We start from the raw sequence: 25,395 nt of genomic DNA, 5'->3' as shown, positions 1-25,395 counted from the left end.
GGTACCATCTATCCAAAAAATTACACTAATTGTAGATGTTATGATTTTTTGGAGCTCCTTATTTTATTTCTTATTACTTCATATCGTTGAATCTCTTCATTGAGATTAGAAAGCTCTGGTTTTCTGTAAGCATACCTGTCGCTATGGGTGTGTCCTTCCATATACCTACAGCATTGGGCAAAATTATCAAGGAGTTCATTTATTAAAGCTTCGTCAAAATGGACACTGGAAAGGCTATCAACACTTACTCGTTCATTATATCTTTGTACAACATTTTTAAATAAATCATTAATTACTAAAACCTCATAGCAAGTACGCAATGCAGTGAATCCGCTTTTAACTAAAAACTCTCTGTGTTCTGGTGCGCACTCGTCTTTGTTTGCACCTGAGTATAATTTCTTTACAGGCTCAGCATTACGGTAAACCTTTTCATAAGATGGAGAATTTCTTAACCAAACTTGTCTAGGATTTCCATTTCTGTTTTCAATCCAGTGGCACTCATGTAGCAGACTATTATCTGTGGCATAGTTTATTAAGCTAGAAACAAACACTAAATCATGTGTAAAAATTATAACCTGCTTTTCATCAGAAATAGAAACAAGACGTTCAGCAATAACGCTCTTTCTCTTTTCATCAAGAGAGTTAACGGGATCGTCAAAAATAACTCCTTTATTGATTGCTGTGATATTGGTTTCCGCAATAAAATCAGCAAGCGCAATTACTTTTTGTTCGCCCTCGCTCAAAATTGCAGAAGGGTCTTTTCCTTTAAGAAAAAGTTGACGATTAGATTGCGCATCTGAACTTTTCGCATCTATTTCAATGCCGAAATTTCCATTCAGCTTTTCGCATTCGTCATTAAATGCATTGATATAATCGATATTGAAATATTCTTTTGATATGCGTTTTTCCGTGTTGGTTGATTGGGACTTGAAGCTTTGCTTATTGAACTTATTGGCCTTGTTTACCCAAATCATATTATTATGCAATTTTTCAACATCAGTATATCTGACGACTAGCTTTTCCTTATGAGCAAAATACGTTTTTTGTTGTAGTAGATCAGCCAGATTTTTAGTTTGCTCATCTTCTTCAAACGCCTTAATTTCTATATCTATTTCCGTACTAATAGTATCTAAAGAATCTAAATCCAATTGCATTTCAACTAGTGGAAAATCGTTTTTTTTATTGATGCTTGAAATAATCGATTCACTTATTGCAGCTTGCTTTTTCAGTTGGTCTTCAATTTTTGTTAATTCAGTTTCGTATTTTTCTTTTAGCCAAGCAGTCACAGTGTCATCTTCAGGAAATTTATCGAAGTCTAATTTTTCGTATTCCTCTTTAATTTTGATAAGCTTTTCATTCTCTGTTCTGGCTTCTTGCTCAGCTACACTTTTTATATAGGCCCAATAACTACGTATCAGAGTTTTAGGTACATCATCGATAATTGATTGGTGGCATAATAAGCAGTTATCGCCAATTTCTGGATATTCGATTTCTTCTTGGGTTGAGGCAAAATTTTCAGCCGCTTGAATGAATTGCTTCCATTCTGTGGAGCCTACATTTTTGACCTTATCGGTTTTGAATTTCTCAAAGCCTTCTTTTTGAGCGACGGTTTCTTTTGTTTTGCAAGCAGCGATAGTTGATATTACAGCGTCTAACTGTGTTTGAGAAAACAACAGATTTTGACTTTCTAAATTCAATTTTCGAGTAGCTAATTGCACTTTTATGCGTTGCAATTCCTTGAGGAATTTATCTTTTTGAGCGAGGGCGATTTTTAAGTCGTCATATTGCTTATCAAGCTGAGTTTTCTTTTCTTTTTCCTCATTAGAATAAGGCAAGTGCGCCTTTAACTCCTCAAGTTTTGAATTATGAGATAACTGAGTTATAAAAGCCTTTATTTCAGACTCACCCTGAAAAATATCATCATCGGCAAACGGGTTTACTATAGTTTTTGTCTGAATATCGCTATTAAGCTTTGCGTTTAATTTTTCTAAAGCTGCGTTAAAATCATTAAACAACCGCAGGCCAGCAGGACGGAAAGTAAAATCGTTTCTTACACTTAGGTGTTTCTTGCCAATGTCTCCATCGAAAACAGCAAATTGATTAAATATTCCGTTACCAGCGTTGTCGGGATATTTTAATGAAACCTTAACTCCATCTGAAGAAAAATTAAATGTTGCAGCTATTGGTTTGTGTCCTGACTCAATACTGATGTTTGGAAGAATTTCCTTCTTGTCTTTTGAGTAAAAAGTGTTTTTCAGAAGTCGAACATATCCAGACTTTCCTGCACCATTAGCACCATAAATGATGGTAAGATTTTTTGTTAACTCAATGATTTGGTTTTCGGTAAGTGCATTAACTCCTTCAACGTCAGTTAGGGAGTCGAAGGATAAATGTTCTTTGAAATCGTCTGATGCATTAGAGTTGTAAGAAATAGAAATTTCGGGCTTTTCAGTTTCTTCTTTAAGGCCTAATTCTTCAAGTAAGCAAGAGTACGCAGTGTCAATTATGGTGTCAGAAATTTCATTGCCCGCTAACATTTCAGAACACAAGTATTTCGCCCAATACGGTTGAGAATTAGCAAAAACTTTAACCTCTGCTTCAAGGGTCTTTACTACCTCTGCTGTCTTTATATTATCTTCCATGCTTCAATTTCTCTTCTATAAGAATTCATTAATAAGAACCAAAGTTCATCTCGATTTTTAATTTTGAAGATGCACAAAGACGCTATTTTTTTAAGTATGACTATTCAAAACATAGTCAATGGAGGAGATGTAGTGGCGCCCTCGTTATCTCGCGCACGTGTCCGCTTTGGGCACAAAGCAGAAATTAAAACTTTTAAATACTTTCATAGAAAATATTTTTTATTGGGAAGGCTATGAACTTGAGCTGCGAGGTAAATATATTTCTGAACATGCGCTTTACCGTTCCTTCTGCCATACATTAAAGCCAGCTGCTTTATTGAATTTCTACTCATTAAATCCCAAGGGATATTTATGCGCCATAGCACCTGATGAGTTCTTGATATCAATTAGTTATAAATTTTTCTCTGGTTATCCCTTTAAGATAATATTACACACATTACACGCCATCTATTCATTACCAATTGATTCGCCTCGTTTTTAAGATACTTATTCAACACAAAGGAACCTTTATGAGCCTTGATTTGAAATCGGTAAATGGCGCCGCCATTCAACCCAAACACCGTGCCGGTTGTCATTGCGGAGCGGTAGTGCTTGAACTGGATTTGCCGGATGGGCTGGTGGATATTCGGCGATGCGATTGTTCGCTGTGTCGGCGGCGCGGGGCAATTGTGGCTTCGGTGCCGTTGAGTGGTATTCGCGTGGTACAAGGCGAGGATGTGTTGCGCTTGTACCAGTTCAATACCCATATGGCCCGCCATTATTTTTGTTCGGTATGCGGCATTTACACACACCATCAACGCCGCTCAAACCCGTCACAGTACGGGTTCAATGTTGCTTGTCTTGAGGGCATTAACCCCATGCATATTGAAGATATTCCGGTTGCGGATGGCGTTAACCACCCGGCGGATCGAACGTAAGCATTCCCGCTGTTGATATGAGGCGGCATCGTTGTCTATACTATACGCAAATGGATTGGGGGTTCCCGGTCGGCGTTATGGCCTCGGTGAGTATCATCGGGGCTTTTCGCTTTCTGAAGCAGGGTAAATTTTTAACCCCAACCCCTCATAATCTTTCCCTACTTCGGCTCTGCCACCATCGCAATAGAACTTTCGTTTTAATACTTCAAAAGCCCGGTTTTCCTGTTGTGGTCGCAGCACACTTAATCCTATCGGCCTGGCGACCAGATCTGCCAATTGCAGCCCGGATGACATGGCTTTTTTATCGGAAAACAACACCTCAAAAGGCAAGGGTTGATTGAAACAATTGTTGCCATCGCAAATGCGCCGAAATTCCAATTCAAGGTCATCATCTTCTTTCTTGCCTCTGAATTCGACTACCACAAATGTCTTTTTCTCTTGTTGATGCTTTTCCTGTAAAAACTCGTACAAAGTCTCCAGGCAAAAACCCAATGCGATGTGGTAGGGGTTGGATTCCATATCAACCTGCTTACGCAGCGAGCGTTTATCAATCACGCAACTGATCAAAATAAAATTGCTGTACTCAATTATGTCCGTTAAATCACCGATAAACTGGTGTTTTTGTTCACGGCTGCGAAAAATGGTAAATGTGCCTTTCTCCTTGCGAATTTCATTTTCATGCAAGATGACCTGATCGTGACCAAAGTAATTGAATTTAAATTTTTCCAGCGCAGGAACCACTTTCTCGCTGTAATGACGCTTATGAAAAACACAGAAAGCCAGTACAAACAAGGGATATTGTTCATCCACTGTTTGCATGCCATGGTCGCCACTTTCATCGACATAAACAATATATTTACTAAAAGGGCTTTCAGTATTATCAGGGGCGGCATCGTTCGCTGGTGCAACCGGTGGAATATTTGACGAGTCCAATTCAAATAGCGGTAATTGTTGGTTATCAGGCATATCAGCTCCTTAATTCACCCAATAGTTTTAGAAATTAGCAGGCAGGTTTAGCCACGAAGCGCATAAAAGTGTAGGAATTCAACATACTTCGTTATTCCTGCATTAAAGCAGCGGCCATTTTGAATGCCAATGTTTTTCTGAAGAGACTGTTTAATGGGCTCCCATCGTTATTGCCCTGTGTTTTAAAAGTAGTGCTGTAAGGGGTCAATATTTCCCTACTCCCCGCCCACCCGCTATGATGGCTTTAGCCATCAGGCTGAATAACCTTGTGAGTGCGGGATTGGGTATGTCTGATTTGAAAGATCCGAGAGTGTTGTTTGCGGCCGAGCGTACTTTGCTGGCGTGGAACCGTACCAGCTTGTCGTTAATTGCCTTCGGGTTTGTGGTGGAGCGGGCCGGTTTGCTGGTAGATAGCATTGCGCCGAATGCCATGCATGCCGCACAAATGCTGGCGACTTTCTGGTTGGGACTGGCGTTTATTTTGCTCGGTGCGTTTACCTCGCTATTTTCTGCTTTTCAGTATCGGCAGGTGCTTGCCACATTAACACCTGCCGAGTTCCCACCCGGTTACAACGCGCGCTGGGGTTTGCTGGTGAATGTTGCCATCGGCGTGTTCGCTATTTTGCTGACCGGCGCGCTCTGGTTTTGGCGTGGCTGAGGGCTACAACAAACCAATCACACCTGATTGGTTATTTTTTCGTTTTCGCTTTACCACCCCAGCGCATTTTGAATGCCATTAAAAAACCGGACGCGGCAATAATAATCATACCTACCGTGGCCAGCGCATCCGGCAGGGTGCCGAAAATCAACCAGCCCAGTAACGCCGCCCACAGCAGTTGCAAATACAGCACCGGTGATAACACCGAAGCGGCGGCGTAACGGTAGGCGAGGGTAAATAGATAGTGGCCCAGCGCGGCAGATAAGCCCATCACGCCAAACAGCACCAGCTCCGTTTGCGAGGGCGTGTCGCTTTCCCACGACCAGGGCAACAGCGAGCCAAAGACAATAGAGCCGACCAGCGCCGTGTAAAACAACATGGCAACGGCTTTTTCGGTGCGCGCGAGAATGCGGGACAATAGTTGATAAATGCAGTTGGAAACCACTGCGCCCATGGCAAACAAAACGCCGAGCGCATCCAGCCCGCCACCGGGCCGTGCAATAAGTAATACACCGATAAAACCGGCACCTGCTGCCAGCCAACCAATGGTGCCGATGCGTTCACCCAGTACCGGGCTTGCCACCAGCATGACCAGCATGGGCGCAAGAAAGTTGATCGCGGTGGTTTCTGCCAGCGGCATGCGTTGCAACGCCAGCCCCACACACAATGACGATACGACCAGCGTGGCACCGCGCAAAACGACCAGGCCGGTGCGCTGCGTTTTTACCAAACTTCCGGCATGGCGGGGTGCGAGCAATAACAACATCAACCCGCAGTGAATGAGATAACGCATCGCCACCACAAAAGGCACGTTGTAATGCGCGGTTAAATATTTGGTGGAGGCGTCCATACAGGCAAATAGCAGTAAACCGGCGAGCGCCAGCAAAAAACCTTTAAAGGCTTTACCGTGGGGCATGGCCGGTGCAACCGGTGCAGAACCGGTTTGGGGGTCGGGCATTCTGGGTTCTCATCAATGATGGTGCAGGTGGTAATGATACTCCGCAAGAGACAGAACAGGTGCGAACTTCAGAAAATACGGCTATCCGGTCTACTTTTTCGTGGCGTTATTGCTAAATCACCCTTCAGAGCGAACATAACGCTGATGGGTTGTCGGGCATGCCTGGATGATATAAAACCCATCAAGCTCACTGTACCCCCTGGCAATTTTCCCGGATAACACATAACTCACCGGGTACCTCTGGAGAATAGTATGTTGATAAAAAATGGTTTGATGCTGTTTGCGTTTCCGTTGCTCCTGGCCGCTTGTGGCGGGTCGGGCGGAGGTTCATCAACACCGCCCTCGGCAGCCACCAGCAGTTCATCAAGCAGCGCACAAAGCAGCCAGCAAAGTGAAAGCGCGACGGTTACCAGCTCCAGTTCCTACGCAAGCTCATCCGCACAAAGTTCGGCATCCACCGGTGAACTCTGGAAAACGGCGGGCCAGGCCATTGAAGAGATGGGCGCGGGGTTTAACCTGGGCAATACCTTTGAGGGCGATCAAAACCCGTCTTCCTTTGCCAATTCAAAACCAAAAATTGATGCCTACCATGCCAAAGGCTTTCGCAACCTTCGTATTCCCATCACCTGGACCGAGCCGGTAGATGGCAACCGCCTGGCCAACCCGTTAACCGGTGTGGTTGACCGCAATAACCCGCGCCTGGCAGAAATTATCGCCACCATTGATTACGCGCTGTCACTGGACGGTATGTATGTGGTCATTAATGCCCATCATGAGTATGGCCTGAAAGATAACAGCGCCAGCCGGTCTGCGGTGCTGGAGCGTATCTGGGCAGATGTGACGGACATAGTGGGCGATCGCAGCCCCCGTTTGATGTTCCAGTTACTCAATGAACCACACGCCAGCGTGAGCAATGGCGGTGCAGCCATGCCGGCGGCAAATCTGCGTTTAATGAGCGGTAAAGCCTATGCCAAAATCCGTGCGGCCAATCCCCGGCGGATCATCATTATTGGTGGCGACCAATGGTTTGGTGCCCACGAACTGGCGCGCGCCTGGCCGAATCTGGACGACGTGGGTGGCGGCAAAGATGACTATGTGATGGCGTCTTTCCACCACTACAGCCCCTGGGATTTTGCCGGGGAAGATGGCAACCATGCGATGAACTGGACCGCTGCAATGCTGCAGGAACCGTTTGATACCGCCTCGGAGTGGGCCAGCAGTGTCGGCGGCGGCATGCCGATTTATGTCAGCGAGTGGGGTGTGGGTTGGCAGAAGCAAAAGCAAACCATGCAGTGCAACAATATTCGCAAGTGGTATCAGGAGATGCATTACACCGAAGCCACATCGCGCCACTATCCCACTGCCGTGTGGGATGACGGCGGCTGGTTCAGAATTTTCAGCCACGCCACCAACACCTTTGATAATGACTTGGCTGATTGCATTATTACCGGCGTTTGCTGGACGGGGGCGGATCGCTTTACTCATTGCAATTAAGGGTTGATTGATCTTTCTCCCACCTTCAAGCGACCTGTGCTCATGCGGCACAGGTCGCTTTTTTAATGGGCATAGGAAAGATTAACCGGTGCGGAGCTGTCGCATTTTCAGGGTGCCTGACTATACTCAAAACACCCTACACCAGATGGAATATGGATTATGCTCCCGCTTTTCTCTGCCGTTAAAGGCACCCCTGGCCGCTTTATTTCATTGGCGCTGTTGCTCACCCTGGTTGCTTGCACGCCCATTCGCTATTACGAAATTCAGGCGGCATCCCCCGCATTGAAAAATCTCAACACTTACCGCTGGGAAGCGGCGGCGTTAACGGCTGCCGATGGCGCCAATGCCTATGAATTCGATTCGAAATTTCGTGCTGCGGTAGAAAGCGGTTTGAAAGACAAAGGTTATGTAGCTGCTACCAGCAACGCGGATTTGATTGTGGATTACCGCATTTCGGTAGTCACCCGGCCCGGCATTGAGGAACCTGCTCACGGGCCGCACTGGTCACAGGATGAAGCCGGTAATTTTTATTTCACCGGCTGGGAAGAACCGCAAGGCACCGGTAATATGTTGGAACACGGTGTTGTAACACTCAGTTTGCGAGCCACAAAAAGTAATGACTTATTGTGGGAGGGGGGCGTGAGCAAATTGCTGGAGTCAGGTGCAGACCAGGTGGATCTCACCAAAGGCGCCAATGCCGCCGCCCATGCGTTATTGCAAAAAGTACCGTCGCACAAAAAACCTTGATAGCGCTTAAAAACTAACCTTGATCAAACAATTTTTGTCATTGGTATTTCGAGTTGGTAGTAATTTTTGGAGAGTGAGTTATGGATAAACGAGCATCTTTACGCCGCTGGCTTTTACCGGTTTTGTGCAGCCTGGCATTGCCCGTAAGCGCGAGTAATTTCGGTTTTTTAAAAGACAGTTTAATGAGCGACCTTTCGGGCAAGGACATTGACAGTTTGCAGGCAGAAATTGCCAACATTCTTGAAACCACACCGGACAAGGAAATCGTTCGCTGGCAAGCGCCAGATTCCAAAGTAACGGTAAAAATTTTACCCAAGCTCAGCTATAGCGAAGCCGGCTTGCCATGCCGTCGCACCTTACTGAATTTTTCTGCACCGAAAAAACATGCCGAAACCTACGGCTTTACCATTTGTAAAAATGCTGCCAGTAAATGGCAAGTTGCCGATTCACGGTTGCAAGCGTTGCGCGATGACGATATCAAACTGATTGAGTTACACGCCTTGCAAGCACTCGAAAGCGGCGAAGCCGGTGTTCCGGTTACCTGGTTCAACCCCGGCTCCAAAGTGAATGGCACCGTAGTGTTACTTGATGGCGCAGCAGGTAATTGCAAAAATATTGCTATCAGCCTGTTCGATTCCAAAGGCGTTTCACTCGAAGGTCAGTATCGGCTGTGTAAAACCGATAAGGGCTGGCAGCGTGAAGCCGTTAAATAATTAACGCAATTTTTCTGACAACGCCCGGAGACCGGCATGAGTTCATTAACCAAAGCGCAACGCATTACCGGTCTGGTCGGTTGGCTGTTGATCTGCTTTATTACCGCTGCCATTGGTGCAGCGGCTTCTGTTCAGGCAGAAAATTTTTACGGTCAATTGGTGCAGCCAGGTTGGGCACCGCCGTCGTGGGTTTTCGGGCCAGTGTGGTCGGTGCTTTATGCCGTTATGGGTTTTGCTGCCTGGCTGGTGTGGCGCGTGGGCGGCTTTGCGTTTGCGCGCACCGCGCTTACGCTGTTTCTCGTGCAGCTGGTGCTGAATGCGTTGTGGAGCTGGTTGTTTTTCGGTTGGCACCTGGGCGCGCTGGCATTTATAGATATCATTGCGCTGTGGCTGCTTATTCTCGCCACGCTGATTGCCTTTTGGCGAATTAAACCGCTGGCCGGCATGCTGCTCATTCCTTATTTATTGTGGGTCAGTTTCGCGACCGCGTTGAATTATTCGGTTTGGCAATTGAACCCGTTGATACTGGGTTAATGTATTTCCGGTTACTCAAGACCAGGTTGAATAATGGCGGGCAGTGCGCTGCGGTACTCGCAACTCACAGGACGTTGTTCATCCGTCACATATTTTGTGTACAATTCGGGCAACGATAAATATAACCGCACGCCATCGGTTATCAAGGAGCCCGATCCCTATGTCACCTTCCCGATTTCTTCGTCTGCCTGCCATTCTGCTTGCCGGTTGCCTGATTGCGCTGCCGGCAATGGCCAAAAACACCGCGACCTCATTATTTAACGCCTACCCGGATGCGTCATTAAAGCGCTCCAGCCTGATTCAATACGAAAATTTTACTTTTCCTGCAACGGGTGATCAGCCATCGCTGGCGGTGGTGGGCGATTTGAGCCGGCACTCCTGGGAAATCAAATCGGTATCGTCGTTGAAGGTGTATGAAAATTATCGCAAGGCCGCAGAAACGGCAGGTTTTAAGGTGGTGTTTTCCTGCGAACAAGACAACTGCCAGGAACCGGATAGCGTCGGCGGAAAGCTGGCTATTGCCGAAAGCGTGTATAACCATTATCGCAGCCCCTATTATTTGCTAACGCAAAAAGAAGAAGCCCAGGGAAAAGTCTACGCAGCCTGGTTTATTGGCAGTTATAACGACTCGGTGGCGGTGCAGCAGGTAGTGGTTAGCGAAGTGGCATTGCAAAACGATTTGATAAACATGAATAGCGATTATTTTAAAGAAGGCAGCGCAGCACAACGCCCGCAAGAAACCGCTAACGCAAAAGAACTGGAAAAAGATCATCCGTTAATTGCCCGCTACCCTGGCGCAAAACTCGAAACGCACAGCCTTGTGGATCACGAACGCTTCACTTTTTTGCCCGCGCCAAAAGACACAGCACAAGCAGAAATTGCCACCGAAGGCGATTTGGCAAGACACGTTTATAAAATTGCCAATACCTCATCGCTCAAAGCGTTTGAGAATTATCAGCAAGCCCTGAAAACGGCCGACTTCACTATTCTTTCTTCCTGCGCACTGGCACAGTGCGGTAGCGAGTCCGAGGTTCGGGCACTGGGTGCCAGGGCTTCTTTGAATAACAATGCGTACAACTACTACCGCAACCCTTATTATCTGCTGGCGAAAAAAGACATTGCCGGTAGTGAGGTTTTTATTTCGGTGTTTGTGGGTGCTTATCAAAGCGATGCACTGGTACAACAAAATATTGTGCGCACCAAAGCCTTGGAAACTGATCTGGTAACGATCAACGCCGACACCCTGAAACAACAATTGGATGCCGATGGCAAGGCGCTGATTTACGGCATTTATTTCGATACCGGCAAAGCGGATATTAAAGAAGAGTCGCTGGAAACCCTGAAAGTAATTGGCGAACTGCTGAGCAAAAATCCGGATTTATTATTGTATGTGGTTGGCCATACCGATGACACCGGCTCCGGTTCCTTAAACCAGACGCTGTCAAAAAACCGCGCCGCGGCGGTAGTCAAAGCTCTGGTGGATGATCAAAAAATTGCCGCATCACGCTTGCAAGCCGAAGGCGTTGGCCCTTATGCCCCGGTGTCCAACAACACCACCGAAGCCGGAAAAAAACTCAACCGCCGCGTGGAGCTGGTGAAGCGTTTGCAATAATTATCCGGCGAAAATAAAAAAGCCATTTTGTCCGTTTGTGTCGATAGAGGCTTGGGCAGGCTTCCGCCGTTTACTAACCAGTAAACGGCTTTTTATTACGCCATTACAGCACTTCCAATTTCGCGTACTGCACCATCAGCCATTTGCTGCCTTCGCCGTCGAAGTTGATTTGTACGCGGGCGGTGGGGCCGTTGCCTTCGAAGTGGACGATAATGCCTTCGCCAAACAGGGCGTGTTTCACCCGCTGACCGAGTTGCAAGCCGGTGCCTTCGCCGGTGTCGCTCATGCTGGCTTTGGAGTTCAGGCGCGTGGTGGTGCCGCGTTGAAAACTGACCGGGCGGCTTACGGCGGTTTTTAACCGCACTTCCTGGATACAACCTTCGGGAATTTCTTTTACAAAACGCGATACCGCGTTGAAGGTTTCGTTGCCGTAGAGGCGGCGGGTTTCAGCGTAGGAGATGTATAACTTTTCCATGGCGCGAGTAATGCCCACGTAACACAGACGACGTTCTTCTTCGAGGCGGTCCGGGTCATCGGCGGACATGCGATGCGGGAACAAACCTTCTTCCACACCGGCGAGAAATACCAGCGGAAATTCCAGGCCTTTCGCCGAGTGCAAGGTCATTAGCTGCACGGCATCTTCAAATTCATCAGCCTGGGTTTCACCGGCGTCCAGCGCGGCGGTGTCGAGGAATTGTTGCAGCGGGCTGAGTTCTTCGCTTTCATCAGTATCAAACACCCGGCAGGCGTTGACCAGTTCCTGCAAGTTTTCGCCGCGCGCCTGGCCTTTTTCACCTTTTTCATTCTGATGAAAGTCGAGCAGGCCGGTATCTTCAATCACCATTTTGGCGATTTCATCCAGCGCTGGCGTATCGCCTTGCAGATCAATTTCACTGGCGCGCTCGCTGAGCGTTTCTATCAGGGTGACGAAGGTTTGCAACGCATTACCGGCACGCGCAGTAAGTGCTTTGTGCGCGAGCATATTGTGCGACGCCTGCCATAGTGAAACATCCGCAGCGCGAGCATGCTGGCGAATATCGTCCACCGTTTTACCGCCAATACCGCGCGTGGGTGTGTTGATAACCCGCTCAAAGGCGGCGTCATCATGCGGGTTGCTGAGCAAGCGCATGTAAGCGGTAGCGTTTTTAATTTCAAGACGATCGTAGAATCGTTGCCCGCCATAAATGCGGTAGGGAATGGCTTCGCGCAGCAAGGCTTCTTCGAGCGAACGCGATTGGGCGTTGGAGCGGTACAAGATGGCGCAGCTGTTTCGCGGTTTGCCCTGGCGTACCCATTCCTGAATGCGCTCAACAATAAAGCGCGATTCATCCTGTTCATTAAACGCCGCGTAGAGCGAAATCGGTTCGCCTTTGTCGCCGTCGGTCCACAGCTCTTTGCCCAGCCGACCATAGTTGTGGGCAATAACACCGTTGGCGGCTTTGAGGATGGTGGAGGTGGAGCGGTAATTTTGTTCCAGACGAATGGTTTCGGTATCACCAAAGTCTTCAGCGAAGCGCTGGATGTTTTCAATTTTGGCACCGCGCCAACCGTAAATGGATTGGTCGTCGTCACCTACCGCTGTTACAAAACATTGCTTGCCGGCCAACACGCGCAGCCAGGCGTATTGCACGCTGTTGGTATCCTGAAATTCGTCCACCAGAATAAACGGAAAGCGGTTGCGGTAGTGCTCAAGCAGGTGCGGTTTGTTCAGCCAGAGTTCGTGGGCGCGCAACAGCAGCTCGGCAAAATCCACCATGCCGCCGCGCTGGCAGTCTGCTTCGTAAGCGCGATAAATTTGCAGCATGGTGCGCACGAAGGGGTCAGCGGTTTCTTCAATATGTTGTGGCCGCAGACCTTCGTCTTTTTGGCCGTTGATGTACCACTGGGCCTGTTTGTGCGGCCATTTTTCATCATCAATATTGAGGGTTTGATACACCCGCTTGATCAAACGCAGCTGGTCGTCGCTGTCGAGAATCTGGAAGTTTTGCGGCAGGTTGGCGTCTTGCCAGTGCGCTTTTAGCAAGCGATGCGCCAGGCCGTGAAAGGTGCCAACCCACATATTGCGGGTGTTGACCGGGTGGCCAATTTCACTAAACAGCTCTTCCAGCCGCCCGCGCATTTCACGCGCCGCCTTGTTGGTAAAGGTCACCGCCAAAATGGACCAGGGCGATACCTGTTCTATTTGAATCAGCCAGGCAATACGGTGCACCAGCACCCGGGTTTTTCCACTGCCGGCCCCCGCGAGGATCAGCTGATTGCCAGCCGGTGCAGACACAGCCGCACGTTGCGCATCGTTAAGGTGGTTGAGCAGGGGAGAAACATCCATGGGCAGACAGACTCTTGGGTAACGGACAATCAAAGGGCGCCAGTGTAACCTGTTGCGACAATTTTGCCGAAACGCCCGGACAGGTAAGCGGCAGTGTACTGGTTAAATATACAGATGGCCACCGTGCGCCCGAGCAAGCCGGAATTCTGACACCGCAATTCACCCTGGCCTGATGTGGGGCACAGGATTTGCTTTCACCCGGGCATCTGGCGCAAAACGCCCTTGTTTGATCCACCGTTGGTACAGGAGTTCTTACCATGCCTTCGCTTTATATCATCAAAACCGGCTCTACTTTCCCGACGTTCGCGCCCGATAATGGCGATTTCGAGGATTGGGTGCGGCAAGGGCTGGGTAAAAATGCCGATCTTGAAGTGCGCGTTATTGGTGCGAACACCGGAGAAGCCTTGCCCGATCCTGAAGCCTGCGCGGGTATTGTGATTACCGGCTCCCACGCGATGGTGACGGATAAAGAGCCGTGGAGTGAAGCTATAGCCGCCTGGTTACCCGCGTTAATTGCCGCCGAGGTGCCGGTGCTGGGCATTTGCTACGGTCACCAGTTACTGGCTCATGCAACTGGCGGCGTGGTTGGCTATCACCCCCACGGGAAGGAGATTGGCACGGTGCCGGTTGCGTTAACGGAAAACGCCGAGTCGGATGATTTGTTCAGCGGTTTGCCAGCAACCTTTACCGCCCACGCGACTCATTCCCAAACCGTGTTGAGCTTGCCGGAGGGCGCGGTGCATTTGGCGAGTAATGCGTTTGAACCGCACCATGCGTTTCGGGTAGGTAAAGCGGCGTGGGGCGTTCAGTTCCACCCGGAATTCGATGCGCCGATTATGCGGGAGTATATCCAGCAACAGGCCGAACCTTTACGCCGTGATAAGCAGAATCCGGAGGAATTGGTGGCAAATGTGAGTGATACTCCGGTGGCGGCTGAGGTTCTGCAACGCTTTGCCGATTTAGCTTTGAAAGGGGTTTTGAAGTAAGTAAGTGCTTACAATTATATTGAAGCGTGGCTTGGCCATGGTAGCTGTTGAGGACACGCCGTAAACCCTTCCCTGGGGGCTCGACTGCCGCATCCATGCGGCAGACGGTCCTCAACAGCTACCATGACCGCGCCTGAACACTGTGCTTTATCGAAGGAACGTCTCCGATTTTTCCTGAAGAGATCGGGTTTTGGAAAAGCCACGTTGCCGATGTAAGACATGTATTGAATACCGGAGCAAAGCAAACGCCAGGATCCCTTCAGTCAAAATCCAGCCTGCCTGTTGGTCTATTCAGTACCACAACTTTTGCCATAGTGATTGGTTGAGAGAACAACCCTGAAAATCTAACCTCACATGTCATACCTACGTTCGTTGGCACCAAGTGCAAGAAGCTGTCTTCACAACGAGGCAATAATTGGGCAACTTCACGAAAGTATTATTGATGCCTATTAATACCCGAAGCCCCTCACCGCCCGGAAATTACGAAAATCTCCTCTCTGCAAAATTACCCGCCAACCACTCCGAAGCCTCCAATGTCCGGTGGTAGCAGGTGCTGAGGACCGTCTGCCGCATGGATGCGGCAGTCGAGCCCCCAGGGAAGGGTTCACGGCGTGTCCTCGGTACCTGCTACCACCAGACAACCACCGAACCTTCAGCAGGCATTCCTCTAGCGAGCATCCGAAAACCAGCTCTCATCCCGCAAAGACAATCACACCCGCTCTGCCTCTCCCAAAACCCATCCCCGCAAGCTGACCAAATAGGACTATCATTACCACCGGTTAAATCGCTTGCCTGATGGCCCGAACCTCCGGGTCTTTTACAGCAGGGCACTTTTCGCCGCTTGCTGCCTGAAGTAGAGACACCTCATGCATACCGCTCAACCCCGCATTGGCCTCATTATTTTGCTGGCCAGCGTTATCGCTATTACACCGCTCGCTGTGGATATGTATCTGCCCGCCATGCCGATCATGGCGCTCAGCATGGACACCCACATCAGCCAGATTCAGCAATCGCTGAGCATCTTTCTCGCCGCCTACGCCACCGGCATGCTGCTATTCGGCCCACTGGCAGATCGCTTTGGCCGCCGTCCGCTGGCCATGCTGGGGCTCTCCGGTTTTGCCATTGCCAGTCTGGCACTAACCCAAGTGGATAGCATTGAGTGGTTTCTGTTGTGGCGCTCGGTACAAGCCTTGAGCGGCGCGGCGGCCACGGTGGTGGTGCCGGGTATTATTCGTTACCTCTATCAGGAACATACCGCCAAAGGCATGTCATACATGTCGCTGATTATGATGATAGCGCCACTGGCGGCACCGGCGATTGGCAGCCTTATTCTGTGGATAGGGCATTGGCACGGTATTTTTCTGCTGCTGGCCATCTACGCCATTACCATTGCCATTCTCTGCTGGCGCTGGCTGCCGGAGATCAGACCCGAGGCCAGCGATACCCCCAAGCCGGGTTTTATTGAAAGCTATGCGACGGTGTTTTCCCGCCGCCATACCCGCCCGTTGATCGCCACCATTCTGTTTACCTCATTCAGCTTTTTCTGTTTTCTCACCGCCGTGCCCTTTGTTTACATCCAGTATTTCGGGGCCAACGAGCAGATGTTCAGCGTGTTGTTCGGTTTGAATGTGTGTTTGTTAATGCTGGCCAATACCGTCAACAGCCGCGTGGTAACGCGGGTAGGGCCGGAGGTGATGCTGAAAATTGGCCTGGGGGGTGCGCTGGTTTTCGCCACGGCGCTGTGTACTGTGATCTTTCTCGAGCTGGGCTTGTGGCCAGCGGTGCTGTGTATTGGCCCCTTGATGGCAAGCCTTTCGCTGGTGTCTACCAATACCGATGCCATGATTATTATGCAATTCCCCGATCATTCCGGCACCGCCACGGCAGTAACCGGCACCTTGCGTTTTGGCGCGGGTGCTCTGGCCGGGCCTTTACTGGCCTGGTGCTATACTGGAACGCCTGTGCCTTTTGCGCTGCTGATGAGCAGCGGCGTGGTGGGTGTATTGTGTTGCCGCCTGTGGGCACGACGCTACCACCAGCACAGATAAAGCCGTTGACAACACCCGGTTTCAGCCAGGGTCAGCGCAACACGTTACCGGTTTTAAAAGATTGCCCGCTGCGCGTATCAGGCGCGATTGAACCAGCGGGCAGGTCGCCGGTGTACTGTTCATGGTTCCGGCTCTGCTGATCGGTGCAGCTCTGTTGTTGTAGCCACCGCGTGCCGAACCGCCAACCACGTGAGGATTTATGAAAGAACCGCTGTTTAACTGGCTGGAATCACTTGGCCTGACCATCACACCGGCAATCGGCACCGCGATTATTCTTGCCATTATTCTGTTCACCGCACTGGTGATTCACATTGTTCTGCACCATGGCGTGTTGCCGGTTATTGACCGGCAGACCGGCCGCAACGAACACTGGCTGCATACCGCGCTTTTCAAAAACAAACTGTTTAGCCGCCTGGTGCTTACCTTTCAAGGGGTGGTGCTGTTTGTACAGGCGCGTTTGTGGCTGGATGCGGGTTCGGGCGCGTTGGAAATTATTGAAGTGTTCACGCACCTGTGGATTCTGCTGTTTGTTTTGTTATCGCTGTTTTCACTGTTTGATACCTTAACCACGCTGCTGGATCGACTGCCCTCTACCCGCAAATTTCCTACCCGCGGGATTATGCAAAGTTTGAAGCTGGTCGCCGCATTTTTGATGGTGATCTTTGCTATTTCGCTGCTGATCGGCAAATCACCGCTGCTGTTATTCAGTGGTTTGGGGGCCATGAGTGCGGTACTGTTATTGGTATTCAAAGACCCGATTATGGGCCTGGTTGCCGGCATTCAACTCTCAGCGAACAATATGCTGGCGGTGGGCGACTGGCTGGAAATGCCGAAATACGGCGCTGACGGTTTTGTAACGGATATCAACCTGACCACGGTGAAGGTCGATAACTGGGATCGCACCACCACCACCGTGCCCACCTATGCGCTGATTTCCGACTCCTTCAAAAACTGGCGTGGCATGTTTGATTCGGGCGGTCGCCGCATCAAACGCTCGGTATATATTGACGCTACCAGCGTGCATTTTCTGGCAGAAGAAGATATTGCCCGCCTGCGCCGTGCGCACTTGCTAAGCGAATATATTGAAACCCGCCTCACCGATATCGAACAGGATAATTCGGCGCGCGGTGTTGATCCGTCGTCGCCGGTTAACGGTCGTCGGCTTACCAACCTGGGCACCTTCCGCGCCTATTTGACCGCTTACATTCGTGCACATAACGGCATTAATCAGGACATGATTCAAATGGTGCGCCAGCTCAGCTCCGGCGATACCGGTATTCCGCTGGAAATTTATGCCTTTACCGCCAACACCGCCTGGGTGGCGCACGAAGGGGTTCAGGCGGATATTTTCGACCATATTTTTGCGGTATTACCGGAGTTCGGTTTGCGCCTGTACCAAAACCCGACCGGCCACGATATGCGCAGCATGATCGCCAATATCCCCCGTCAACCGGCCGACTGACCCACACCGGCCCCACACAACAGACCGTCAGCCAGGCGCTGAACGGTCTGTTGTTTTAGCGTTATTTCCCTGTTTTTCCGCACTTTTTCCTCCTCAATGAGAATGGCTGACGGTACCCATAACCGGGTTATCGGCGTATGCTGGAATGTCACTGCGGAGCGGTGTTTCGCCGTGATCCGGGCAGCATTACAAGGTTTGTTCTTATGAGTCACTCGCATCATCACGATCATCCCCACAGCCACAATTCCTCCCATGACCATGACCATGACCATGACCATGACCATGACCATGACCATGACCACAGCCATGCTATCAACGTAACCGCCGACAGCCAGCGCCGGGTTTTGCTGGTGATGCTGCTGACCGGCAGCTATCTCATTGTGCAGGTGATTGGCGGTATTCTTTCGGGCTCGCTGGCGCTGCTGGCCGATGCCGGCCATATGCTGTCAGATACCGCCGCGCTGGCGCTGGCGTGGATTGCGTTTCGGTTGGGCACGCGCCCGGCAGACCACCGCCGCAGCTTTGGCTATTCCCGCTTTCAAATTCTCGCCGCCTTCGTCAACGGGCTTACCTTGTTTCTCATTGCCGGCTGGATTGTTTTTGAAGCCATCCAGCGCCTGCAAGCGCCAGGCCCGGTATTGGCAGGGCCGATGCTGGTGGTAGCGATTATCGGGCTGCTGGTGAATATTATTGGCTTTGTGATTCTGCACCGGGGCGACCGCCACAACGTGAATATGCGCGGTGCGCTGTTGCATGTAATGGGGGATTTGCTGGGTTCGGTGGCCGCCATCGTCGCGGCGCTGGTGATTATGGCCACCGGCTGGACCGCCATCGACCCGATTCTGGCAGTACTGGTGGCACTACTGATTCTGCGCAGCGCCTGGGATCTGGTAAAACGCTCCGCCCATATTCTGCTGGAAGGCACCCCGGAAGGTCTGAACCCGACCGAGGTCATTCAGGATTTGACCGATCAGGTTCCCGGCGTGATCAACGTACACCACCTGCATATCTGGGCGTTGACCGGCGAAAAAATCCTCGCCAGCCTGCATGTGCAAGTGGCAGACAATACCGATAACGCCGCCCTGCTGTGCGCCATTCAGCAACGACTGCAAGACCGCTTCAATATCGGCCACTGCACCATACAAGTAGAAACGTCTGCTTGCGCTATCTCTGGAGAAAAATGCACCCCCTGACAGGGGTTGTCTCAAAGAAAACCCAAAAAATTGGTTTACTTTTTCTCTATCTAATGAAGTCGATGGAATTAAAAAATCCTCGATAAAATTAATAGCGGTGGTAATGATCGGTCAGTATCCTCACATTGATATTCTTAGATACAAGTGCAATAAGATGATTTTTTTATTTTTGAAGCAGAGGAAAATGATGAATGCCAATTCTTTCTAGGCGAGCAACTCAACACCTCATCAACGAAACTTCCCAATTTATACCCACGGATGCGCTAAGACAGCTAGTTTCCAAACTAAATGCGGGTAACATTAAATCGTTAGATGCACTATGGGAAATAATAGTAATTAACTTACTTTCGGAAATTGGTAAAGTTAACTACGAATTTAATCATGGAGGAACTTCTCGACCAGATATACATTTTATTAGCCAAGAGTTCGAAATGGTTTCTGATATTACTTGTATTAGCGATCAAGATAGCATCAAGAAAAATGATATTGAGTACTTTTTGGAAGAGTTTCGTCTAGTCTCTAAAAAACTAGGGGTTAGTAGTCTCTCAGGTTTCGACTTTCGATTCGGAGGGACCGATGAATTGCGCAAGAAGATAAGGTTAAAATTGCCTGAAAAATCGGAAACCAGAAAATTTATAGAATATAAATTTAAAGCATTCATGCAAAATATCGCCAAGCTTCCAAACATTCATCATCAAATAGATAGTAAATATGATGACATAGAAATCGCAATCAAATATGTTCCTAGAAAATCAACTCTTTCAATGGGCTATCCATCATTTAAGAAAGCCCCTACCCTTCATAATAACGTCTTATATAATCGTTTAATAAAAAAAAGAGACCAATTAAAAAAGTCTGGATTCCATGGAATTAAAGGTATCTTTATATGCGATGGTGACTGTGATTTATTTACAAATCAAAGCGACAGTTACGGTTCCTATGGAGCAATATCAATAATAGATAATTTTTTGAGTAGTCAAGAAACTATTAGCTTTGTCTTTTTGATTCACGTAAAAGAGCAAACAAAAGGTATTTTTGGAAACGAAATAACTCGTAATTTCGAGATTATTTCGTTTTCGAAAAAAAATTGCTATTCAAAAATAGCTGATCTAACTATTGCCTTAAATAGAACTATAGAAAAATTCTCAAAACCAGAGCGCAACGCAACAAATTCGATAAATGTTCTTCGCGCTGGACATTATATTCCTGGGGCTGATTTTTATGGTGGTTTTCAAATGACGGGAAAAAAAATAAGGATTTCATTGCGAACCGTATTACGCTTAATCACCGGCGAGCTAAGCCATAAAGATTTCTTACGTGATCATCAAGATGTAGGGGCAATTTTACTAGATAAGATTAGCTCTGGGTATTTATTAAAGTCCCTTAATATTATAAGAGAGGAAACTAGTGATGATGACTGGCTGGAGTTTTATTTCGATGAAACTTTAGATCCAGCACTAAATCAATATTTTGTGAAAAACACGGAATCGTAAATTTTCCTAAGCCATTAAGTCGGTAATTGGAACTCTCCACACACAAAGCCGGACGTTCTCGAAAAATTTTATCGAATAACCCACTGAGGCTTATATGAATTTAGAAATTAGCTAAAAATGGGAACGCGAAGTGTCACGAAGAGCATCTGCTCGCTGTATAGAAAAAGCTTTAATTTAAGATTGCACTCTAACATTAAGGGCTGAAGATTAATTAAAAAGCCGCGGCAAATTCCGCGGCTTTTGCTTTCAAACGTTTTACTTTATTAGCAGGCAACACGGCGACGTATAAAGAAAATCGACAACAACCCGGTCATCAACAATAAAGCGATATTAGGTTCGGGTACTTTTACTTCGGGTGTGCCGGAGCCAAATAAAAACATATTGGATAAACCGCCACCACCGCCAGAAACTCTTTTGTAAGTAAACGAACCTGAAGTTTCACCGGGTGTAATCAACCAGGCAAATGCATCCGGATTACCACCGCCCTGACCGACGTGCATGGTAATAACCGCACGGCTGTATAAATCCCAGAATGACGCATCGATATACCAGGTTCCTGTTACGTTGGTACCCCAGGAATTGGTAGTCAGCGAAAACAGATCGTTGCTGCCCTGGTTGGTTAATTCGCCTTCTTTCATCCAGTTGTAGCTGGTGCCATAAAGCGCATTAATATCATTCGAATCATTCAGGTTGATTGAGTTTTGCGTTCTGCACTCAACCGCATCGCTCAGCGTTGCTACGCGCTGATTATTCGGTAAACAGGTGACTACACCAGCACTGACAGAAGAAGCACACAGTGCCATCACCACACCAACAAGACCAATTTTCCATGAGCTGGACATAGTTATTTCCTCGCGTTAAATGTGACATAAGTCTCATTTAATGAAGCATATTTAATGCCGTCATTAAAATCCTCATTCAATACAAGGACATAAGCAGAACCGCTTTTTTGCAGCCCGGAAAAGCGCAAAAACTGTCAGCTTTTTCGACGTAAAAGAAAGGAAATTGCCGCTATGGCTTAGTGAATAACTACATGAGGGACTAAACAGGGCGGCACTAAAGTCGTGGAGGAAATAGCTCCCTCTACCGCTTGTGCGTTACGAATGCGTTAGGTAGCACTCATTGGAAAGGAGCCTGAAGCATTTATTCTTTGGGAAGGTGCCGTGCGCGGGATGCCAATGCAGCAAAAAGCTGCGGCAGATTCCGCGGCTTTTGCTCTCAAACGTTTTACTTCACTAGCTGGCAATACGACGACGTATTAAAAAAATAGACACTAGCCCGGTCATCAACAATAAAGCGATATTAGGTTCAGGCAGTTTTACTTCGGGCGAATTGGAGCCAAACAAAACATCATTGGTTAAACCCCTATCAACTGCTGCAACGTCTTTATCCGTAAACGCACCAGAAGTTTCACCGGGTGTTATCAGCCAGGCAGATGTATTCGAATTACCACCACCCGGACCAAAAGGCATAGCAATTGCTGAACGGTTGTAGGCTTGGGGGAATGATGCACCGGTGTGCGAAGCTCCAGTTACTCTGGTATCCAGGGAATCTGAAATTAGCGAAAACAAATTCTTGCTGCTCTGACTATTTAATTTGCCTCCTTTCATCCAGTCGTAGATGCCAAATAGCGCATTAATATCATGCGCGCCATTCAGGTTGATCGGGTCTTGTATTGTGCAATCAATTGCATCGATCAGCGTCACCGGACGCTGACCATTCGGTAAACAGGTAATTACCCAGGCACTGACCGAAGAAGCGCACAGTGCCATCGCCACACCAACAAGGCCAGTTTTCCATGAGCTGGACATAACTATCTCCTCGCGACAAATGCGACATGCGTCACATTTAATGAAGCATATTTAATGCCGTCATTAAAATCGTCATTTGATACAAGGGTATAAACGAGGCAGCCTTTTTAATGGCTCTTAAATCAGCAAAAAATGTCAGCTTTTTCGACATAAAAAAGTGAGAGGTTGGCGCTGGCGTTTATTGAAAACCCGGGCGAAAGACGTGGGCGTCCCTGTCTGGAATGGCAGACAGAGGCAACGCGGGGAAATGGCTCCTGGCACCGCGAGTGCCTTACGCGTCAGTGAGTAGTTAAGCGCCAGCGAGTAAAAGGAGCCTGCAGAATTTATTCTCTCGGGAGATGTTTCGCGCGGGCTGCCAAGGCAGCAAGATGTCTGGCAGTTTCTGCCTGGGACTGCGCCATTTGCTCATTAGCCTTGGCAATGCGCTGCTGTGCACGCACAAAATAAAATACCATCATCAGCAAAAATACAACGATGCCCAGCTTAATCACTACTCCAATCATGGCCATTATCGTCAGCGACATTGTCATGTTCCTTCATCTTATCGTTAGTGGAATGAAACTTAATTATCATTCAATATGATAAGAATCCGCAACCCGTGGCGGCGCAATGCGCTGGCCGGTGGCGCGTTGTTTCAGCCATGACAAGGTAGCGCGAATCGGTGGTCGCACCGTGTCCAGCTCCGGTTTTATTGCTTGCCATTGTTGATCGGCATCGCGCTCGGCGACCACAAAATTAAAGGTGTAAAAAGGCTCCTGACCCATCCGCAAATCGGAAATGATCAACCGACCATCTTCTTCCCTCAGATGAAAAAAGCCGTGGCTGAACCAGGCCATACGGGCAATTTCCCATTCCGACACCGGCAGCGGCGCCGCTGACTGGTGCGGTGCAATCTGTTTTGCTGCTGCCTGCAAAGAGGCATCAGCAAACGGGAAGAAATCAAACTTAATGGCTTTGTCGCTATCATTCAGCGCGTAAAAACCTTCGAGATAACCGTCCGGCGTCATCGCCAGCACCCGCCACACCCAGGTATTAAACGGCGTTGCCGTTACCAGAATTTGCTCCACCTGCGGATACTGTTGCGCCAGCGTCTCTTCGGCCACTTGCTTGACGTGGTATTGCGCTCCAATACCCCACAACAAATAAGCGCTGCTGAAACCCAGTGCCAGGTTATTCCACCGGCGGAAATTATCGGCTTTGCGACGCAGCGTTAACAACAAGCCGAGCAACAAGGGCAGGGTATACAGCGGGTCGATAATAAAAATACTGCCCACTTCAAAGGGGTGATCACTGAAGGGTTGCAGCAGCTGGGTGCCGTATACCGTTAATGCATCCAGCAATACATGGGTAATCAGAATCAGCCAGATCGCCAGCAACCAGCGCCGGTAACTGCCGCTGTTGGGCCACAGCCGCAATACCAGCCAGGCCAGCAATGGCGATAGCAGGGTGAGATAAAAGAACCCGTGGCTTTCTGCCCGGTGGAAGGTCATGTTGCGGATAGGATCAGCATGTTTAATAAGTGCGTCCAAATCTGGCAAGGTGCCAAAAAACGCGCCCGCCAGTGCCGCTTTCCAGGCCGGCGTACGGCGCCCCATAACGGCAACACCCACCGCCGAGCCCAGTGCGATTTGGGTTAATGAATCCATGAGTTATCCTGTCATCTGAAAACAACGGCTGTCTCTGACAACGACCGCGACAAAAATAGCCGTCATAGTAGCGGGAAAAATTCATGATGGATGGATTTCATTACCACTTCATGTTATTCAAATAGCAAGACAGGATGACCAACCCATCAATGAAGATAAAACGCATGTCGACCATATTACTGGGGCTTTTACTCTGCTATTTGCTGCTCTGCGGCGTGGCCTGGTTTTATCAGGGCAAACTGATATTTCCCGGCTCACAGCCGCTCACCTCCCAATACCATGATTTCGCCAACCGGGAATTTATTCTCGAACAGGACGATATCAACTTGCAGGGCTGGCATCTGGAAAACCCGGCGGCCAACAATGCCCATATCCTGTTTTATTTTGGCGGTAACGCCGAAGATGTTGCCGGCATGTTGCCGGTATTGAGCCGCTTGCCGGTTCGCCATGTGTATACGTTTAATTACCGCGGTTACGGCCTGAGCGATGGCTTGCCGTCTCAAACCGGTTTTTATGCCGATGCCCTGGCCATTTACGACCGCGCCGCCAGCCTGCACCCCGGTGAAAATGTGCGGTTTTTTGTGATGGGCCGCAGCCTGGGTTCAGCGGTTACCGGCTATCTCGCTACTCAAAAGCCGATGCATGGCGTGGTTCTGCTGGCCCCGTTAAAGAGCGCGCTGCAAAACGGCCAGCGCACGCTGCCTTTTGTGCCGGTGAAATGGTTGATGAAACATCCGTTTGATTTGCAGGGCATCGCCAGCCAGATTACCGCGCCCACGCTGATGCTGATCGCTAATGACGATGTGGTGATTCCGGTGGATGATTCCCTGGAAACCTGGGAATCATTGGGCGGCGAGAAAGAGCTGATCCGCCTGGAGGGTGTTGGCCATAACAATCTTTTCGACAATCCTGCCACGTTTAAGGCTGTTGAGCGATTTTTACGGCAACAAGGCGGTATTTGAAGTTTTCTCCAAACCGGATGTACATGAAAGGCTCCCAAGGCTAATCAAGACACGCCGTAAACCCATCCATGGGGGCTCGACTGCCGCATCCCTGCGGCAGACGGTCTTTATTAGCCTTGGGAGCCTTTCATTTTCAGCTTCAGTGGTTGGCCGCCCTTGTCAACAAACGGCCCTCTTATTTAAGTAACACTTCGAATAAACTGTATAAAAAACCAGCTTATGCATTG

The 25,395-nt window shown here is 48.8% G+C and carries 21 protein-coding genes; 13 read left to right on the top strand and 8 right to left on the bottom strand.

The window, feature by feature from the left end:
- Positions 1 to 38: 38 nt before the first annotated feature.
- On the bottom strand, positions 39 to 2,642 hold the full coding sequence (locus C4F51_RS00995; RefSeq protein ID WP_193906362.1) for an AAA family ATPase: 2,604 nt from the start codon (positions 2,640 to 2,642) through the stop codon (positions 39 to 41).
- 509 nt (positions 2,643 to 3,151) lie between these two features.
- On the opposite strand from C4F51_RS00995, the gene C4F51_RS00990 reads away from it, so the two are divergent.
- Positions 3,152 to 3,559, top strand: coding sequence for a GFA family protein (locus tag C4F51_RS00990; RefSeq protein WP_193906360.1), 408 nt, complete (start codon positions 3,152 to 3,154; stop codon positions 3,557 to 3,559).
- Positions 3,560 to 3,652: 93 nt separating this feature from the next.
- Here C4F51_RS00990 and C4F51_RS00985 read toward each other — a convergent pair whose 3' ends face one another.
- Positions 3,653 to 4,525, bottom strand: coding sequence for a DUF3800 domain-containing protein (locus tag C4F51_RS00985; protein WP_193906358.1), 873 nt, complete (start codon positions 4,523 to 4,525; stop codon positions 3,653 to 3,655).
- A gap of 286 nt (positions 4,526 to 4,811) precedes the next feature.
- On the opposite strand from C4F51_RS00985, the gene C4F51_RS00980 reads away from it, so the two are divergent.
- Positions 4,812 to 5,183, top strand: coding sequence for a YidH family protein (locus tag C4F51_RS00980; RefSeq protein WP_193906356.1), 372 nt, complete (start codon positions 4,812 to 4,814; stop codon positions 5,181 to 5,183).
- A gap of 31 nt (positions 5,184 to 5,214) precedes the next feature.
- Here C4F51_RS00980 and C4F51_RS00975 read toward each other — a convergent pair whose 3' ends face one another.
- Positions 5,215 to 6,141, bottom strand: a complete 927-nt coding sequence (locus C4F51_RS00975; protein WP_235992247.1) for a DMT family transporter — start codon at positions 6,139 to 6,141, stop codon at positions 5,215 to 5,217.
- 252 nt (positions 6,142 to 6,393) lie between these two features.
- On the opposite strand from C4F51_RS00975, the gene C4F51_RS00970 reads away from it, so the two are divergent.
- The 5 genes from C4F51_RS00970 to C4F51_RS00950 all read left to right on the top strand — a co-directional run bounded on the left by C4F51_RS00970 (position 6,394) and on the right by C4F51_RS00950 (position 11,241).
- Positions 6,394 to 7,635 (top strand): glycoside hydrolase family 5 protein, encoded by a 1,242-nt coding sequence (locus tag C4F51_RS00970; RefSeq protein WP_193906354.1) that lies wholly within the window; start codon positions 6,394 to 6,396, stop codon positions 7,633 to 7,635.
- Positions 7,636 to 7,794: 159 nt separating this feature from the next.
- On the top strand, positions 7,795 to 8,382 hold the full coding sequence (locus C4F51_RS00965) for a DUF4136 domain-containing protein (protein WP_193906352.1): 588 nt from the start codon (positions 7,795 to 7,797) through the stop codon (positions 8,380 to 8,382).
- An 80-nt stretch (positions 8,383 to 8,462) separates the two neighbouring features.
- Positions 8,463 to 9,095 carry a hypothetical protein gene (locus tag C4F51_RS00960; RefSeq protein ID WP_193906350.1) on the top strand — a complete coding sequence of 211 codons (633 nt, stop codon included), beginning with the start codon at positions 8,463 to 8,465 and terminating at the stop codon, positions 9,093 to 9,095.
- A 36-nt stretch (positions 9,096 to 9,131) separates the two neighbouring features.
- Positions 9,132 to 9,629 (top strand): TspO/MBR family protein, encoded by a 498-nt coding sequence (locus C4F51_RS00955; RefSeq protein WP_193906348.1) that lies wholly within the window; start codon positions 9,132 to 9,134, stop codon positions 9,627 to 9,629.
- Between the two features lie 160 nt (positions 9,630 to 9,789).
- Entirely contained in the window at positions 9,790 to 11,241 is a 1,452-nt protein-coding gene (locus tag C4F51_RS00950; protein ID WP_193906346.1) for an OmpA family protein, read from the top strand.
- 103 nt (positions 11,242 to 11,344) lie between these two features.
- Here the strand turns inward: C4F51_RS00950 and uvrD are convergent, their stop codons facing one another.
- Complete coding sequence (gene uvrD, locus C4F51_RS00945; RefSeq protein ID WP_193906344.1) at positions 11,345 to 13,567, bottom strand: DNA helicase II; 2,223 nt, start codon at positions 13,565 to 13,567, stop codon at positions 11,345 to 11,347.
- 257 nt (positions 13,568 to 13,824) lie between these two features.
- Here uvrD and C4F51_RS00940 point away from each other — a divergent pair, with 257 nt between their 5' ends.
- The 5 genes from C4F51_RS00940 to C4F51_RS00920 all read left to right on the top strand — a co-directional run bounded on the left by C4F51_RS00940 (position 13,825) and on the right by C4F51_RS00920 (position 20,749).
- Positions 13,825 to 14,553: a glutamine amidotransferase gene (locus C4F51_RS00940; RefSeq protein ID WP_193906342.1), complete on the top strand. Its 729-nt coding sequence runs from the start codon at positions 13,825 to 13,827 to the stop codon at positions 14,551 to 14,553.
- Positions 14,554 to 15,419: 866 nt separating this feature from the next.
- On the top strand, positions 15,420 to 16,601 hold the full coding sequence (locus C4F51_RS00935; RefSeq protein ID WP_193906340.1) for a Bcr/CflA family efflux MFS transporter: 1,182 nt from the start codon (positions 15,420 to 15,422) through the stop codon (positions 16,599 to 16,601).
- Between the two features lie 199 nt (positions 16,602 to 16,800).
- Positions 16,801 to 18,063 carry a mechanosensitive ion channel family protein gene (locus C4F51_RS00930; RefSeq protein ID WP_193906338.1) on the top strand — a complete coding sequence of 421 codons (1,263 nt, stop codon included), beginning with the start codon at positions 16,801 to 16,803 and terminating at the stop codon, positions 18,061 to 18,063.
- Between the two features lie 203 nt (positions 18,064 to 18,266).
- Positions 18,267 to 19,256, top strand: a complete 990-nt coding sequence (locus C4F51_RS00925) for a cation diffusion facilitator family transporter (protein WP_193906336.1) — start codon at positions 18,267 to 18,269, stop codon at positions 19,254 to 19,256.
- Positions 19,257 to 19,447: 191 nt separating this feature from the next.
- Positions 19,448 to 20,749, top strand: a complete 1,302-nt coding sequence (locus C4F51_RS00920; RefSeq protein WP_193906334.1) for a hypothetical protein — start codon at positions 19,448 to 19,450, stop codon at positions 20,747 to 20,749.
- A 263-nt stretch (positions 20,750 to 21,012) separates the two neighbouring features.
- Here the strand turns inward: C4F51_RS00920 and C4F51_RS00915 are convergent, their stop codons facing one another.
- The 4 genes from C4F51_RS00915 to C4F51_RS00900 all read right to left on the bottom strand — a co-directional run bounded on the left by C4F51_RS00915 (position 21,013) and on the right by C4F51_RS00900 (position 24,206).
- On the bottom strand, positions 21,013 to 21,591 hold the full coding sequence (locus C4F51_RS00915) for a PEP-CTERM sorting domain-containing protein (RefSeq protein ID WP_193906332.1): 579 nt from the start codon (positions 21,589 to 21,591) through the stop codon (positions 21,013 to 21,015).
- Positions 21,592 to 21,984: 393 nt separating this feature from the next.
- Positions 21,985 to 22,560, bottom strand: coding sequence for a PEP-CTERM sorting domain-containing protein (locus tag C4F51_RS00910; RefSeq protein WP_193906324.1), 576 nt, complete (start codon positions 22,558 to 22,560; stop codon positions 21,985 to 21,987).
- Positions 22,561 to 22,883: 323 nt separating this feature from the next.
- Positions 22,884 to 23,084, bottom strand: coding sequence for a hypothetical protein (locus C4F51_RS00905; protein WP_193906316.1), 201 nt, complete (start codon positions 23,082 to 23,084; stop codon positions 22,884 to 22,886).
- Between the two features lie 45 nt (positions 23,085 to 23,129).
- The gene (locus C4F51_RS00900) at positions 23,130 to 24,206 is read right to left on the bottom strand and encodes a metal-dependent hydrolase (RefSeq protein WP_193906314.1); all 1,077 of its coding nucleotides are present in this window, start codon (positions 24,204 to 24,206) and stop codon (positions 23,130 to 23,132) included.
- Positions 24,207 to 24,370: 164 nt separating this feature from the next.
- Between C4F51_RS00900 and C4F51_RS00895 the strand changes: the two genes are divergently transcribed.
- Complete coding sequence (locus C4F51_RS00895) at positions 24,371 to 25,168, top strand: alpha/beta hydrolase (protein WP_193906312.1); 798 nt, start codon at positions 24,371 to 24,373, stop codon at positions 25,166 to 25,168.
- Positions 25,169 to 25,395: the final 227 nt, after the last annotated feature.

This window comes from Cellvibrio polysaccharolyticus (genome assembly GCF_015182315.1).
Taxonomy (GTDB): domain Bacteria; phylum Pseudomonadota; class Gammaproteobacteria; order Pseudomonadales; family Cellvibrionaceae; genus Cellvibrio; species Cellvibrio polysaccharolyticus.
Note: the sequence above shows the minus strand (reverse complement) of the source record. Positions and strands in the feature narration are given on the sequence as shown.